The 15,310-nt window shown below is 67.6% G+C and carries 14 protein-coding genes; 4 read left to right on the top strand and 10 right to left on the bottom strand.

Going from position 1 to position 15,310, the window contains the following annotated elements; all coding sequences use genetic code 11:
- Positions 1-383: 383 nt before the first annotated feature.
- From G398_RS0110290 to G398_RS17695, 7 genes are all read right to left on the bottom strand, one after another.
- On the bottom strand, positions 384-2,111 hold the full coding sequence (locus G398_RS0110290) for an NAD(P)H-dependent flavin oxidoreductase (protein ID WP_211229074.1): 1,728 nt from the start codon (positions 2,109-2,111) through the stop codon (positions 384-386).
- 209 nt (positions 2,112-2,320) lie between these two features.
- Entirely contained in the window at positions 2,321-3,343 is a 1,023-nt protein-coding gene (gene ilvC / locus G398_RS0110285) for a ketol-acid reductoisomerase (protein WP_026853533.1), read from the bottom strand.
- Positions 3,344-3,386: 43 nt separating this feature from the next.
- Complete coding sequence (ilvN, locus tag G398_RS0110280) at positions 3,387-3,929, bottom strand: acetolactate synthase small subunit (RefSeq protein ID WP_026853532.1); 543 nt, start codon at positions 3,927-3,929, stop codon at positions 3,387-3,389.
- An 11-nt stretch (positions 3,930-3,940) separates the two neighbouring features.
- Positions 3,941-5,683 (bottom strand): biosynthetic-type acetolactate synthase large subunit, encoded by a 1,743-nt coding sequence (gene ilvB, locus G398_RS17700; RefSeq protein ID WP_043484788.1) that lies wholly within the window; start codon positions 5,681-5,683, stop codon positions 3,941-3,943.
- A gap of 298 nt (positions 5,684-5,981) precedes the next feature.
- On the bottom strand, positions 5,982-7,118 hold the full coding sequence (leuB, locus tag G398_RS0110265) for a 3-isopropylmalate dehydrogenase (RefSeq protein WP_026853531.1): 1,137 nt from the start codon (positions 7,116-7,118) through the stop codon (positions 5,982-5,984).
- A 2-nt stretch (positions 7,119-7,120) separates the two neighbouring features.
- Positions 7,121-7,252, bottom strand: a complete 132-nt coding sequence (locus tag G398_RS21980) for a hypothetical protein (RefSeq protein WP_281173078.1) — start codon at positions 7,250-7,252, stop codon at positions 7,121-7,123.
- On the bottom strand, positions 7,252-8,814 hold the full coding sequence (locus tag G398_RS17695; RefSeq protein WP_043484786.1) for a 2-isopropylmalate synthase: 1,563 nt from the start codon (positions 8,812-8,814) through the stop codon (positions 7,252-7,254). The genes G398_RS21980 and G398_RS17695 overlap by 1 nt, the downstream gene beginning before the upstream one ends.
- 133 nt (positions 8,815-8,947) lie before the next feature.
- Here G398_RS17695 and G398_RS0110250 point away from each other — a divergent pair, with 133 nt between their 5' ends.
- The 4 genes from G398_RS0110250 (at position 8,948) to G398_RS0110235 (ending at position 12,935) form a co-directional block, all read left to right on the top strand.
- Positions 8,948-9,868, top strand: a complete 921-nt coding sequence (locus G398_RS0110250; RefSeq protein ID WP_026853530.1) for a LysR family transcriptional regulator — start codon at positions 8,948-8,950, stop codon at positions 9,866-9,868.
- Positions 9,865-11,274: a 3-isopropylmalate dehydratase large subunit gene (gene leuC / locus G398_RS0110245; RefSeq protein ID WP_026853529.1), complete on the top strand. Its 1,410-nt coding sequence runs from the start codon at positions 9,865-9,867 to the stop codon at positions 11,272-11,274. The genes G398_RS0110250 and leuC overlap by 4 nt, the downstream gene beginning before the upstream one ends.
- Complete coding sequence (gene leuD, locus G398_RS0110240; protein WP_026853528.1) at positions 11,274-11,876, top strand: 3-isopropylmalate dehydratase small subunit; 603 nt, start codon at positions 11,274-11,276, stop codon at positions 11,874-11,876. Before leuC ends, leuD begins: the two co-directional genes overlap by 1 nt.
- A gap of 183 nt (positions 11,877-12,059) precedes the next feature.
- The gene (locus tag G398_RS0110235; RefSeq protein ID WP_084512448.1) at positions 12,060-12,935 is read left to right on the top strand and encodes a YicC family protein; all 876 of its coding nucleotides are present in this window, start codon (positions 12,060-12,062) and stop codon (positions 12,933-12,935) included.
- Positions 12,936-13,186: 251 nt separating this feature from the next.
- On the opposite strand, the gene G398_RS20825 is transcribed toward G398_RS0110235, so the two are convergent.
- From G398_RS20825 to G398_RS17690, 3 genes are all read right to left on the bottom strand, one after another.
- A complete protein-coding gene (locus G398_RS20825; RefSeq protein ID WP_157492379.1) occupies positions 13,187-14,329 on the bottom strand; it encodes a carboxypeptidase-like regulatory domain-containing protein in 1,143 nt (380 codons plus the stop codon).
- Positions 14,329-14,991: a hypothetical protein gene (locus G398_RS20820; RefSeq protein ID WP_169720646.1), complete on the bottom strand. Its 663-nt coding sequence runs from the start codon at positions 14,989-14,991 to the stop codon at positions 14,329-14,331. The genes G398_RS20825 and G398_RS20820 overlap by 1 nt, the downstream gene beginning before the upstream one ends.
- Before the next feature lie 37 nt (positions 14,992-15,028).
- Positions 15,029-15,310 (bottom strand): transposase (locus G398_RS17690; protein ID WP_043484783.1); only part of this gene is annotated, 282 nt, incomplete at its 5' end.

Genomic DNA, 15,310 nt, shown 5'->3' with positions numbered 1-15,310 from the left:
GGGGTCTCCACTGGAGGGCAGCCCTGGGGGCCGTGATGCGCAAGCTGCTTGTCCTCATGCGAGCTGTGCTCAAGGCCGAGCACGACTGGGTTCCCAAGATCCAGGCCGCGTGAAGGAGGAGCCCACCTTCTGCTTTTCCCTTCACAGCGGAGCCAACGGTCGCAGCCGGGAGGGGCGCAAAGCCTGCGGGCCGCGAAAGGCGTGCCAGAAGCCGTCCCTGGCGTCCCTTTCGCGGCCTTGCGCCTCTCTCGGCTGGACAGATCCTTGCCCGCCCGAAGGGAAAAGAATCCCGAGACCTTGACTGCCAACTGACAACCTTCGTGGAGATCTTTCCCGGCTGAGGCTCGTCGATAATCAGGTTTTCTTTTCTGCGTGAGGCCGAATCAGGCGTAGACGCGCTGGAGCCCGGGATCCTGGGTCAGTTCCTCGATGAGATCGCGGACGCTGATGAGGTCGCGGAGCTTGGCACCGTTGCTGCCGGTGAAGAAGAGGCCGTTCTCCTGGTCGCCCTTCATGGCATCGGCCAGGCGGTCGGCGATGCAGTAGCCCACGGCGGCGGCGCCCTTGCCGTGGCCGCAGGGCGACAGGCAGTTGCTCACGCAGCGGATCTGGGGGGCCGTACCGGCCTCGATGCGCTCGTGGAGCGTGGTGCGCACGCCCCGGGCGGGCATGCCCACGGGGGACTTCATGAGGCCGATGTCCTCGGCCTTCGCTCGGAGGATGACCTCCTTGAAGATGGGCGAGGCGTCGCACTCGAAGGTGCCGATGAAGCGGGTGCCCATCTGCACGCCGGAGGCGCCCAGGGCCAGGAACTTCTGGATGTCCGCGTGGTCCCAGACGCCGCCGGCCACCAGGATGGGGAAGTCGCCCCACTTGTCCCGCTCCTCGATGACCTCGGGCAGGATGTTCTCGAGGGTGTGGGCCGGATCCAGGCAGCCGTCGTGGCTGAAGCCCTGGTGGCCGCCGCTCTCGGGCCCCTCGAGCACCACCGCGTCCGGCAGGCGGCTGTACTTCCGCTGCCACTGCTTGCAGATCACGCTGAGGGCGCGGCCCGAGGACACGATGGGCACCAGGGCCACGTCCGCGTCGCCCACCATGCCCGGCAGGCCCAGGGGCAGGCCCGCGCCGGAGACGATCATCTGGGCCCCGCCGGCCAGGGAGGCCTGCACGGCGGACTCGTAGCCTTCGATGGCGCAGAGGATGTTCACGCCCACGGCGCCGCGGCCTCCGGAACGCTCCCGGGCCTCGCGGATGATCCACTCCAGGGCCTTGGGCGGGTTGAGGGAGTCGGTGCCGTCGGGACGGCCCAGGCGCATCTTCGGATTGGCCGCGCCGTGGTAGCCCGTGCCGATGGCCGACACCAGGCCCACGCAGCCCTCATGGGCCACGGCTCCGGCGAGGCCCTCCCAGGAGATGCCCACGCCCATGCCGCCCTGCTGGATGGGATAGGCCAGGTCCAGGTTGCGGATGCGCAGCCGGGGCAGCGTGCAGGCGCCCTTGCGCACCAGGGACTGGGCCATGGAGTCGAGGCCGGCCATGAGGCGCGCGCGGAAGGCCGCGAGCGGTGAGGCGTCCAGCAGCGCGGGCGTGCGGGGCTGGAGGCCCACGGCGCCGTCGGCCATGGCCTGCTTCGCCTCGGCCTCGGTGTCGGCCGTGGCCATCACCGGCAGGCCCAGGTGCCGCAGGGCCGCCACCAGGCCCGGCCGGGCCAGGAGGCCAGAGGCGCCGCCGGCCTTGGCCTGGGCCGCCTCCTCGGCGTTCTGGACGGCCACGATGCGGGGCAGGTTGGCATGGCGCAGCATGGTGAGAGAGGGGGGCAGTTCCGCCGTGTGCAGCAGGAAGGCCACGCCCGCCTCGCGGGCGGCGGCCATGACGCTGTCGGCGCTATCGCGGAGGCCGCGCAGGTCCAGGCCGATCCGGGCGCCCTCGCGCATGGAGGCCTTCAGTTCGTGCAGCCGCTCCCGCAGCTTGGCGGCGTCCGGGAAGGCTTCGGTGCGCGGCAGCGCCCAGCCTCCGGCGCGGAGGAAGGCGGCCTGAAAATCCATGGAACCGGGTGCCTGCCAGCCCTGGAGGGTCGGCAGAGACGCGGTGTTGAAGAAGGACTCGGACATGCTTGGCTCCGGGGGAGCGGAAATGGCTTTTCTCCCAATAACCATTGTGAGGCCAAATCCCCTGTGACGGAGTTCATGGATTTGACCTGGAGTCAGGATCCCCAAAAAAGGCGGAAAATCACCACCAGGGCACCAGGAAAAGATCAAAACGTCTGCTTTTGCAGCGCTTGGTGCCCTGGTGGTGAAAAGCCTCTCCTCCCGCCTCAGACTCAGCCCTTGGCGGCCGGAGCCGGCTCTGGCACCTCCACCGGATCAAGGAACGGCATCATGCGCCGCAGCTCCCGGCCCACCTTTTCCAGCGGATGATCGTGGTCGGCGGCCCGCTGGGCCTCGAACCACTTGCGGCCCGTGCGGTTCTCCTCGAGCCAGGCGTTGGCGTAGCGGCCGTCCTGGATCTCCTTGAGGATCTCCTTCATCTCGGCCTTGGTCTGGGCGGTCACGATGCGGGGGCCGCCGGTGTAGTCGCCGTACTCCGCCGTGTCGCTGATGCTGTAGCGCATGAAGCTGAGGCCGCCCCGCTGCATCAGGTCCACGATGAGCTTCAGCTCGTGGAGGCACTCGAAGTAGGCGATCTCGGGCTGGTAGCCGGCCTCCACCAGGGTCTCGAAGCCGGCCTTCACCAGGGCGCTGGTGCCGCCGCAGAGCACGGCCTTCTCGCCGAAGAGGTCCGTCTCCGTCTCCTCGGTGAAGGTGGTCTCCAGCACGCCGGCCCGGGTCAGGCCGATGGCCGCGGCATAGGAGAGCGCCACCGCCAGAGCCTGCCCGCTGGCGTCCTGGTGGACCGCCACCAGGCCCGGCGTGCCGGCGCCTTCCACGAAGACTTCGCGGACGCGGTGGCCGGGGCTCTTGGGGGCCGCGAGGCTCACGTCCACGCCCGCAGGGGGCTCGATGCAGCCGTAGCGGATGTTGAAGCCGTGGGCGAACATCAGGGTCTTGCCGGGCGTCAGGTGGGGCGCGATGGATTCCTGGTAGAGGGCCGCCTGACCCGTGTCCGGCGTGAGCACCATGATCACGTCCGCCCAGGCCGAGGCCTCGGCGGGCGTCATGACCGTGAGGCCCGCGGCCTCGGCCTTGGCGCGGGAGGCAGAGCTGGCGGGCAGGCCCACGCGGACGTGGACGCCGCTGTCCTTGAGGTTGAGCGCATGGGCGTGGCCCTGGGAGCCGTAGCCCAGGATGGCGACCTTGCGGGCGCGGATGAGGCCGAGGTCGGCGTCGTAGTGGATCTTGGCCATGGGAGGCTCCTTGGTGGGTGGTCGGAGAGGGGTGGGTCGAACGTCAGACGGACATGGCCTGGTTGCTGGCCGGCTGGGGAGCCGCCACGGGCCGCGACTGCGGCGAGGCCCGGATCCCCCGGGCCATGGCGACGGCCCCGGTGCGGCCCAGCTCGAGGATCCCGAAGGGCCGGAGGGCATCCACCAGGGCGTCGATCTTGTCGGGGCCGCCGGTGCACTCGATGGCGAGGCTGTCGCCGGCGATGTCCACCACGTTGGCGCGGAAGACCTGGGCCAGCTGGAGGATCTCGGAGCGGACGTCGAGGCCCGCCGCCACGCGGATGAGGGCCAGGTCCCGCACCACCTTGGGGCGGTCGCCCAGCTGCTGGACTTCGAGCACGCTCACCTGCTTCTTGAGGTGCTCCACAGCCAGCCGCACCGTGGACTCCTCCGCGTCCACGACGATGGTCATGCGGGACTGGCGGGACCGCTCCGTGGGGCCCACGGTGAGCGAGTGGATGTTGAATCCCCGCCGCCGGAACAGCGAGGCCACCCGAGTCAGGACGCCCGGTTCATCATCGGTGTAGACCACGAGCACATGGGGCATGGTTGTTCCTTTCAGACGGGGTCGGAGCCGGTTTCGGCGATGGCGCTGGCGCCGGCCTTGGCGTTGGGACGGCGGATCATCTCGTGGAGGGCGGCACCGGCGGGCACCATCGGATAGACACTGTCCTCCTGCTCCACCCGGAACTCGATGAGGGCGGCGCCCTCGGCGGCCCGGGCCTCGGCCACAGCGCCGGCCAGCTCGGCCCGCGTGTCCACGCGCTGGCCGTGGATGCCGAAGGCCCCGGCCAGCTTCACGAAGTCCGGCGAGAGGATGGGCGTCGCGGCGTAGCGGCCCTCGTAGAAGAGTGCCTGCCACTGGCGGACCATGCCGAGGAACCCGTTGTTGATGATGGCGATGTTGACCTTCACGCCCTCCTGCACGGCGGTCATCAGCTCGGCGAAGGTCATCTGGAAGCCGCCGTCCCCGGCCACCACCCAGACTTCCGCCTCCGGGCGGGCCAGCTTGGCGCCGATGGCCGCGGGGAGGGCGAAACCCATGGTCCCCGCGCCGCCGCTGGTGATGAGGCTGCGCTCCGCATCATGGTGGTAGTACTGGGCCTCCCACATCTGGTGCTGGCCCACGTCGGTCACAACGACCGCCTTGCCTTCGGTGAGGCGCCAGAGGTCGTGCATCACGTGGGCGGCGTAGAGATGGCCTTCATCGGGCAGGTTCTTGATGTCGCGCACGGCGGAGTCACCCCGCCAGCTGCGGATCTGCTTCAGCCACTTGGAGCGGTCCGCCACGGGGACGTCGGGCAGCAGGGCCCGGAGCACCGTCAGCAGGTCGCCGGCGATGGCCACGTCCACGGGCACGTTCTTCCCCAGCTCGCTGGCGTCGATGTCGATGTGGATCTTCTTGGCGTGGGGGGCGTACTCCTTGAGCTTGCCCGTCACGCGATCGTCGAAGCGCATGCCGAAGGCCAGCAGCAGGTCCGCCTCCTGGATGGCCCTGTTCACCCAGGCCTCGCCGTGCATGCCCATCATGCCGAGGCTGAGGGGATGGGTGGCGGGCACGGCCCCCAGGCCCAGCAGGGTCAGGGCGAAGGGGATGTCCGCCCGCTCCGCCAGGGCCAGCACCTCGGCCCGGGCGCCGGACATCTGGATGCCGTGGCCCGCCAGGATGATGGGCCGCTTGGCGTGGCGGATCAGGTCCAGAGCCCGGGCCAGAGCCTCGGGGTCCAGCGGGGGCGGCAGGTGGCGCAGGTGCCGGATGGGCTCCGCCGCCTCCCAGTCCATGTCCGCGCGGCCCTGCTGGGCGTCCTTGGTGATGTCCACCAGCACGGGGCCCGGGCGCCCGCTCTTGGCCACGGCGAAGGCCTCCCGCAGCACGGGCACGATGTCCGCGGCCCGCGTCACCAGGTAGTTGTGCTTGGTGACCGGCAGGGTGATGCCCGTGATGTCCACTTCCTGGAAGGCGTCCGTGCCCAGCACGCCGGAGCCCACCTGGCCCGTGATGGCCACCAGCGGCGTGGAGTCCATCATGGCCGTGGCCAGGCCCGTCACCAGGTTGGTGGCGCCGGGACCGGAAGTGGCCACCACCACGCCCACGCGGCCCGAGGCCCGGGCATAGCCGTCCGCCATGTGGACGGCGCTCTGCTCGTGGCGCACCAGCACGTGCCGGATGGGGAAATCCACCATGGCGTCATAGGTGGGGAGGATGGCCCCGCCCGGATAGCCGAAGACGGTGGCGACGCCCTCCCGCGTCAGGCATTCCCAGATGAGCTGGGCCCCGGTGTGCGTTCCCGCTTGGCTCATGGTCTCTCCTACTGGGTCCGGGTGAGGTCGTCGGCGGCGCCGCAGGGGCTGGGAAGCTGGTCGGATCGGCTCATGGAAGACCTCGTGGAATCGCGTGATGGGATGGATGGATGTGAAAAGGCCCCGCCTGAAGTGCGGGGCCGGGATCTGGATGCTGCCGTCCCCGCCCCCTAGCCCGTCAGCCGCAGCACCAGCCCGGGCAGCCCGGTAATCACGACGATGCGCCCTACCACGGTGGTGGGGATCGCGTCGGCGTGGGGGGAGACGGGAGGCATGGGTCGGGTTCCGGGCCGTGGACTCAAAGATGGTGGCGGGCGCCCTCGGGCGAACCGCACCAGGCATAGGCGGAATCGGCCAGGCGGGCGCCCTTGGCGCCGGGAGGCCGGATGGCGTCGCGGATCTTGGCGCCCAGGGCCTGGGTGCCGTGGTGGTGCTTGAGCCCCTGCAGGTCGGGCGTGCCATGGCCGCCCTTGAGGACACGGTCCACAGCGGATTCCAGGGCCTTGGCCTCGGCCTCGAGGTGGAGGCTGTGGCGGAGCAGCATGGCTGCCGAGAGGATCGTCCCAATGGGATTGGCCGCATCCTTCCCGGCGATGTCCGGGGCGGAGCCGTGGATGGGCTCGTAGAGACCCACGGGGCCGCCCAGGCTCGCGGAGGGCAGCAGGCCCAGCGAACCCGCCAGCACGGCGGCCTCGTCGCTGAGGATGTCCCCGAAGAGGTTCTCCGTCAGCACCACGTCGAAGTCGCCGGGCCGGGTGATGAGGGCCATGGCGAAGCTGTCCACGTAGGCGTGCGTGACCTTCACCGTGGGATAGGCCGGGGCCAGCTCATCCACCACCTGCCGCCAGAGGCGGGAGGTCTCCAGCACATTGGCCTTGTCCACGGACACCAGCCGGCGGCGGCGGCCGGCGGCCAGCTCGAAGGCCACCCGGGCGACCTGCTCGACCTCGGTGCGGGTATAGGGCAGCGTGTTCACGGCCCGCTCACTCGAGAAGGACCGGGGCTCACCGAAGTAGAGGCCGCCGCCCAGCTCGCGGACGATCATCAGGTCCGTGCCGCGGACCAGTTCCGGGCGGAGGGGCGAGGCGTCCTCCAGGGCCGGGTGGACCTTGACGGGGCGCAGGTTGGCGTAGAGGCCCAGGGCCCGCCGCAGGCGCAGCAGGCCGGACTCCGGGCGCTGCTCGCGGGGATGGCGGTCCCAGGCGGGTCCGCCCACGGCCCCCAGGAGCACCGCGTGGCTGGTCTGGCACCTGGCGAGGGTGTCCACCGGCAGCGGGTCGCCCGTGGCGTCCACGGCGGCGCCGCCGATGAGGGCCTCTTCCAGGTGGAACTGATGCCCATAGGCCTTGGCCACGGCCGTGAGGCAGACGGCCGCCTCGCGGACCACCTCGGGGCCCACGCCGTCGCCGGGAAGAAGGGTGATGCGGGCTTCCACGTTCAGACTCCCCAGAGGTACTGGTCAGGGTCCGCCCCATCCTCCGTGGGCGGGGCGGGCAGCGCGGCGGCCTGGAGGGCAATGTCCGTCCTGGCGTCGCCGGATTCAAGGCCTTGCGGCAGGGTTTCCTTCATCACATCACCTCCTGGCGGCCCGCGGGACCGGCGGCGGTCGTGCCAGCCGAGCGGCGGACGAACAGGACCCTGTTGGAGGCGTTCAGGTAGGCCCGGGCGCTGGCCTCGACAATGTCCGTGCTGGCGCCCTTCCCCCCTTGGACGACGCCGCCGAACTCGACCTGGACGAACACCTCCCCCACCGCATCCGCGCCGCCCGTGATGGAATGCACGCGAAAATCCACCAGCTTCCCCTTCAGTCCCGTGAGCTTGTCCACGGCCGCGAAGACCGCGTTGACCGGACCGTCGCCCATGGCCGTCTCCGTGGCCTCGCCGCCTTCGCCGGCCAGGGTGACCAGGGCCGTGGCGAACATGGCGGTGCCCGCCGTGGCCTGCACCGCCCGGAGCTTGAAGGCCTCGGGAACCTGGGTGAGCCCGTCGCGCACGATGGTCAGGAGATCCTCGTCGAAGATCTCCTTCTTCTGGTCGCTAAGCTTGGTGAAGAGCTTGTAGGCCTTCTCCAGGGCCGGCTTGTCCAGCGGATAGCCCAGCTCCTCGAAGCGCTTGCCCAGGGCGTGGCGCCCGGAGTGCTTGCCCAGCACCAGGCTCGTGCGGTTCGCCCCCACGGACTCGGGGGTCATGATCTCGTAGGTGGAGCGGTGACTCAGCATCCCGTGCTGGTGGATGCCGCTCTCGTGGGCGAAGGCGTTCCGGCCCACGATGGCCTTGTTGGGCTGCACCTGGACGCCGGTGATGTTGGCCAGCGTCTGGCTGGCGCGGGTGATGGCCTCCCGGTGGATGCCCGTCTCGTATGGCAGCGCGTCCCGGCGCACGGACAGCGCCATGACCACTTCCTCGAGGGCGGCGTTGCCCGCCCGCTCGCCGATGCCGTTGACGGTGCACTCCACCTGGCGCGCCCCCGCGGCAACCGCCGCCAGGGAGTTCGCCACGGCCAGGCCCAGGTCGTTGTGGCAGTGGACGCTGATGGTCACCCCATCGATGCCGGGCACCTTGTCCTTCAGGTGCCGGATGAGCCGGCCGTACTCGTCTGGCACCGTGTAGCCCACGGTGTCGGGCACGTTGAGGACGGTGGCCCCCTCCTCGATGGCCGCGGTGAACACCTCCACGAGGAAGTCCCAGTCGCTGCGGGTGGCGTCCTCGGCCGAGAACTCCACGTCCGGTGTGAAGCCCTTGGCCGTCCGCACCCCCTCGCGGATCATGGCCAGGGCTTCCTCGCGGGTCTTCTGGAGCTTGTACTCCAGGTGGATATCCGAGGTGGCCAGAAAGGTGTGGATGCGCGGCCGGGCGGCGCCGGAGACCGCCTGCCAGGCCCGCTCGATGTCCTTGGGAAGGGCGCGGCAGAGGGCGGCGATGGCCGGCTTCCGGCACTCGCGGGCCACGGCCTGCACCGCGGCGAAGTCATCCTCCGAGGCCACGGGGAAGCCCGCCTCGATGACATCCACGCCCAGGGCCTCCAGCTGGCGCGCCATCAGCAGCTTCTCGTCCAGGTTCATGCTGCAGCCGGGCGACTGCTCTCCGTCGCGGAGGGTGGTGTCGAAGATGGCGATCCGCTCGCTGCCCATAGAGGTGCTCCTGGACCGGCCGGGGCCGGAGGGATCACCCAAAGATCCTCCACCCCAACCCATAAATACATTTAATTTTTTTTATGATTACATAAGTAATACTTAAACACCTACACTTCCCGACGGAGGGTCCATGGACCTCGGACAGCTGGAAACGTTCCTGGTGGTCGCGCGCGAGAAGAGCTTCTCCCGCGCGGCGGAGCGTCTCTACCGCACCCAGCCCGCCGTGAGCCTCGCCCTGAAGCGCCTCGAGGAGGAGCTGGGCGAGACCCTGGTGGACCGCACCACCAAGGGCGGCACGCTCACGGACGCGGGCGCCACCCTTCTCCCCCTGGCCCAGCGCATGTTCGACCTGCGCCAGGAGATCCTCGACACCTTCGGGGCCCTGAAGGGCCTCCAGCAGGGGCGCCTGAACGTGGGCGCCAACGAGAGCGTGTCCGAGTTCCTGCTGCCCCGGATCCTCCTGGCCTACCAGCAGGCCTGGCCCGCCATCAAGATCCAGGCCTACCGCCAGACCTCGGAGCGCATTCCCACGGAAGTGCTGGAGCGCAGGCTGGACGTGGGTTTCGTCTCCTACGACGCCCTCCATCCCGAGCTGGTGAGCGAGGTGATCCACCGGGACCGCATGGTGCTGGTGGTTCCCCCCGGGCACCGCTTCGCCAAGAAGAAGTCCCTCAGCATCACTGATCTGGGCGAGGAGCGCTTCGTGGCCCACAACGCGCCCACGCCCACCCGGACCGCCATCATCGAGCTGTTCGCCCGCTGCGACACGCCCCTGCGCCTCACCATGGAGCTGGCCTCCATCGCCACCATCCTCGAGTTCGTGAGCCTGGGGGCCGGGCTGGCCATCCTGCCCCGCATGACCACCACCACGGCCGTTCGTGAGGGCCGGGTGGTGGAGATCCCCGTCCGCGAGCTCCAAGTGGAGAAGCTCATCCGCATCGTCACTCGCCGCGAGGCGGCCCTGTCGCCCGCCACCCGGGCCTTCCTCGACCTGATCCGCGCCCTCGACTTCGACCACCCCGACTCCGCTCCAGCAAGGAAGAGCCCATGAGCCCGCGCACCCTCTACGACAAGATCTGGGACGAGCACCTGGTGGCCACCCGCGCCGACGGCACCAGCCTCATCTACATCGACCGCCACCTGGTCCACGAGGTCACCAGCCCCCAGGCCTTCGAGGGCCTGGTCCTCGCCGGCCGGGCCCTGCGGAGGCCCGGGAACATCCTCTCCGTGGCCGACCACAACGTGCCCACGGCAGACCGCGAGAAGGGCATCGCCGACGAGACCTGCCGCCTCCAGATCGAAGCCCTGGAGGCCAACGTGGAAGCCCACGGCGTGCCCTACATCCCCCTCCTGGACGACCGGCAGGGCATCGTCCACGTGGTGGGCCCCGAGCAGGGCTTCACCCTCCCCGGCACCACCGTGGTCTGCGGGGACAGCCACACCAGCACCCACGGCGCCTTCGGGGCCCTGGCCTTCGGCATCGGCACCAGCGAGGTGGAGCACGTCATGGCCACCCAGACCCTGCCCCAGCGGCGCTCGAAGAACCTGCGGGTGCGCTTCGAGGGGGCCCTGCCCACCAGCACCGGCGCCAAGGACATGGCCCTGCGCCTCATCGGCCAGATCGGCACCGCCGGCGGCACGGGCTGCGTGATGGAGTACACGGGCCCCGCCGTCCGCGCCCTCACCATGGAAGGCCGCATGACCCTCTGCAACATGAGCATCGAAGGCGGCGCCCGGGCGGGCCTGGTGGCCCCCGACGACACCACCTTCGCCTACGTGGCGGGCCGTCCCCTGGCGCCGAAGGCCGCCCTCTGGGACGCCGCCGTCGCCCACTGGCGCACCCTCGCCTCGGACCCGGAGGCCGCCTTCGACCGCGAGGTGGTCGTGGACCTCCGCGGCCTCGCGCCCCAGGTCACCTGGGGCACCAGCCCCCAGTGGGTCACGGACATCACGGGCCGCGTGCCCGATCCCGCCCAGGCCCGCAACGCGGAGGAGCGCGAGGCCATCCTCCGCGCCCTGGACTACATGGGCCTGGAACCCGGCACCCCCATGGAGGCCATCGGCATCCAGGCCGTGTTCATCGGCTCCTGCACCAACGGACGCATCGAGGACCTGCGCGAGGCCGCCGGCATCGCGCGGGGCCGCAAGGTGGCCCAGGGCGTCCGCGCCCTCGTGGTGCCCGGCTCCGGGCTCGTGAAGAAGCAGGCCGAGGCCGAGGGCCTGGACCGCATCTTCCTCGAGGCGGGCTTCGAGTGGCGCCAGCCCGGCTGCAGCATGTGCCTGGGCATGAACGAGGACCGGCTGGAGGCCGGCGTGCGCTGCGCCAGCACCAGCAACCGCAACTTCGAGGGCCGCCAGGGCCGCGGCAGCCGCACCCACCTCGTGAGCCCCGCCATGGCCGCCGCCGCCGCCGTGGCAGGCCACTTCACCGACGTCCGCCGCCTGCTGGAGGCCTGATGCAGCCCTTCACCACCCTCACCGGCACCGCGGCCCCGCTGATCCGGGCCAACGTGGACACCGACCTCATCATCCCCAAGCAGTTCCTCACGACCCTGGTGCGCTCGGGCCTTGGCCGCCACCTCTTCCACGAGCTGCGCTACGATCCCGCGGGCCAGGAGCTGCCGGACTTCCTGCTGAACCGCGAACCCTACCGGAAGGCCACCATCCTGCTTTCAGGCCCGAACTTCGGCTGCGGCTCCAGCCGCGAGCACGCCCCCTGGGCCCTCCTGGATTTCGGCATCCGCTGCGTCGTCGCGCCCAGCTTCGCCGACATCTTCTTCAACAACTGCTTCTCCAATGGGATCCTGCCGGTGTCCCTGCCCGCGGAGTCCATCGCCCAGCTTGCGGCCGAGGAGGGCCCCCTCACCGTGGACCTGTCCGCCCAGACCGTGAGCGGCGCGAGCTGCGGCTTCCGCTTCGAGATCGAGCCCGCCCGGAAGGCCACCTTGCTGGAGGGCATGGACGAGATCAAGCGCAGCGAGGCGAACCTGGCCGACATCGAGGCCTACGAGGCCCGGCGCCGCGCCGAGGCGCCCTGGCTGGAAGTCAGCCAGCGCTGAGGGACTCAAGACCTCCACGAAGGGCACGAAGGAAAAGACAAGGGCGCGAAGAGGGGTGGGATGTCCCCAGCTCCCCCATTCGTGCCCTTTCCGCGCTCGCAGAGCGTATTCGTGTCCTTCGTGGAGATTATTTCCGCCTAGGGTCGCGCTACCCTGGAAATCCAACGCCACTCAGGGGTTCCCATGCGATCCATGACCGCCTTCGCCGAGGTCGTCCGGCCCCTGGCCGCCGGACAGCTGCGGCTGACCCTGCGCAGCGTCAACCACAAGGCCCTGGACCTCAGCCTGCGCCTGCCCCCCGCCCTCTTCGCCCTGGAAACGGGCCTTCGCGCCCAGGTGCGCGAGACGGCCTCGCGCGGAAAGCTGGACCTCACGGTGGAGGTGCAGGATGACCCCTCGCTGGAGCCCCGCCTGAACCGCGCCCTGCTGCGCGCCCTCGCCAAGGGCTGGCAGGAGGACGCCGAGTGGCTGGAGCTTCCGCCCATGACGGCGGAGGCCTTCTTCCGCGTGCCCGGCGCCTTCCAGGCCCCGGACCCGGACCTGGCGGAGCGCCTGGAGGCCCCCGTGCGCGAAGCCATGGCGGCCCTGCTGGAGATCTGGAACGCGGGCCGGATCCGCGAGGCCGAGCGGCTGCGCCCGTTCTTCGAGGACGGACTGGCCCGGCTGCAGTCCCTGCGCGAACGCCTCGAAGCCGAAGCAGACCAGCAGGCGGCGGAGCTTCCCGGCCTCTACCGCCAGCGCATCGAGCAGCTCCTGGAGGATGCCCGTCTCGCCGGGCAGCTCCCCGCCGAGCGGCTGCTGGCGGAGGCCGGCGTGCTCGCGGAGCGCCAGGACGTGCGCGAAGAACTGACCCGCCTCGCGGCCCACCTCGACGACTTCGCCGAACGCCTCGCCAGCGACCGCCTCGAAGGCAAGGCCATCGACGTCTGGTGCCAGGAGGTCCTGCGCGAACTCAACACCACCGGCAGCAAGTGCAAGCGCATCGCCATGACCCGCGCCGTCATGGAAGCCAAGGGCGCGTTGGATCAGATCCGGGAGCAGTCGGCGAATCTGGAGTGAGCGGGGAACATCCCCGATGCAGCCCTAGTAGGAAATGCCTGAGGTCCTTGCGGGCGGTGACGGTTGGGAGGGATCCTACGGCACTGGATTGGGATGCCAATACTCCTCCACCTTGAGATTCGCGAGGGCTCTGAACTTTCCAGTCCTCAAGGCAAACCTACGCTCGCAGCCGGCGGTTCATCTCCCCCCGACTTTTTCTCTTTCCCGATCGATGGCCATCAGGATGAAAGTTGACAAAAGGTCCTCTTCATTCACCACCACCGCCCTGAATCCTTGATCAGCTTGGGAATGTCCGGTTTGGGAGGGCGCCCATTCACATGGAAGCGGTAGGCCGTCCGCACTTCCTGCTCCAGCCTCAGGCGCACATCGATCGGCAGGTCCGGCTCTTCGTCCAGGACCCGGTCCCCATAGGGGTTGATCACATAGCCGTTGGTAAGTCCGAATTCATAGGTCTCGCCCCGGCTGGGCTTCCGAACAAAGGGCCTGTCGTTCACATCGAAATTCTCCCCCAGGTCGATGCGCGCGTACACAAAGGGGGTTCGGCTGCGGAGGTAGAGGTAGCGAAGCCCCGGATGCGCCAGCTTCTGCTGCCCCCACTTTTCCCAGCGGGACGGCTCGCCAGTCGGCCCCAGCGTGAGGCTGGGCTGGTAGCCCGTTTCCGGAGCCACATAAAGCAGCTGGTCGGAGATCATCAGCCCACCGCCCGGCGTTCCGGTCGAAAGCACCACGGACCAGGTGTGGTTCTTCGGATTCCAAAGACCTTTATAGAGGATGTCACAGCAGAGGGGTTCACCGTTGATGCTGGGATTTTCGATTTGATCCGGTGAAATCCGACACCCTTGAATCATGTCGTCTCCGAAGGTGAACCCGGCCTCCTTGACCTTGAATCCGATGGGCACTTGACCCCTCTCAAGAAAGGTGATTTCACTTCGTTTGCGAACGACAAATATTACAGGCTTATCCACACTCGGTTCCACGAGATCCATGTTGGTCCCTGCAAAATGAATCCTACCCCGCGGATCTCGTTTCAATCGCCATGAAATGGCATCGTAATTCGCAAATATCGAATATTCGAATCCCCTTTTTTCAATATTTTTGATCGTGAAAAACTCCGCCCATTTCCATCTGATCGCAAACCGACCGTGAGCATCGGTTTGGTAATCTGCCTCCGTGACTCGCCCCATCCATCCCAAAGGAATGCTTTGGCTGAACTGGATGGTGACCTTGGCCCCAGGTACTGGTTGGTTGTTCTGGTCGCGGACTTCTCCATAGAAGCGGACACGATGATTCAAGGTCAGGAGGTTGAATCGCACACCAGGACAGGACAACAAAGCAAGAAGCAGAACCCCGCTCAGTACAGGTAAGTAGATCCAGCAACCGCGCCTTCGTAGCATCACTGATCCCACCCTTGATGAATCACATCCAACGCGAAGTCTTTTCTCAATTGCTTCCAGAAACGGAGCATGTTAGGAAGGTTTGAGCGAAACTCCTTGCTGTGAGAATAGTGGGTATTATCGAATCCCATAGTTTCCAGGTCGACATGATCTCCAAAATTATTGACCCTATCGGTTTTTCCTATGGTTCCCAAGGCCCATGAACGAGATTGAACAGCAAAGGAAAATATTTCGAAAGTGTCTTCAGGAAGCGTCAATGTTTTGAGATTATCGACTATACCAAATTTATCTCCAGCGCTGGCATTATAAGTATCAACATTACCATCGCCTTCAGCATAAATATGATATGGCTTAGAAAGCCAGTCTGGCCTCGTCATTTCAGTATTCCGCCACCAAAAGTTGAGCGCATAGTCTTCCTGATTAAAGTAGTTAATGATCCTGTTTTTGGTTTTGTTAAGGAATCCATCAAAGTAGACAGGCTCACTCTCGTTCCCATGAGGGTAATGCCTGAACACATCTGGAGTGGTAATGGACCAGACTGAATCATCCACGAGACGACTTGGAAGTTTTGGATCGTACATATGGGCTGGAACCGCTGCCTGTGCCGCAACATATGTGTTGACATAAACGCTGGGGGCTTCGCGTAAAGCCTCCCCCATCACTACATTTGGTTCCTCGCTGAATTGGGTGGGTAGGACCTCAGCGGACCGGTAAGGCGAAGTCGAGTTTGCCGGCGATGAGGTAGGCGATGTTGAGGAGGTTGCGGGTGGTCCGATAGCCGCGGGCCTTGGCTTTGGCGGCCTGGATCAAGGAGTTGATGCCTTCGAGGAGTCCGTTGCTGAACCCGCTCCAGAACCAGTGCAGGACGCCATCGGCATGCTCCATCAGGGTTCGGGCGACCTTCTTCATGGGTTCCAACCCAGCCTCCAGAACCATCTCGCACCAGTCGGCCAGGAACTCAGCCGCGGCCTTTGGGTTGGC

The sequence above is a fragment of the Geothrix fermentans DSM 14018 genome (assembly GCF_000428885.1).
GTDB lineage: Bacteria > Acidobacteriota > Holophagae > Holophagales > Holophagaceae > Geothrix > Geothrix fermentans.
Note: the sequence above shows the minus strand (reverse complement) of the source record. Positions and strands in the feature narration are given on the sequence as shown.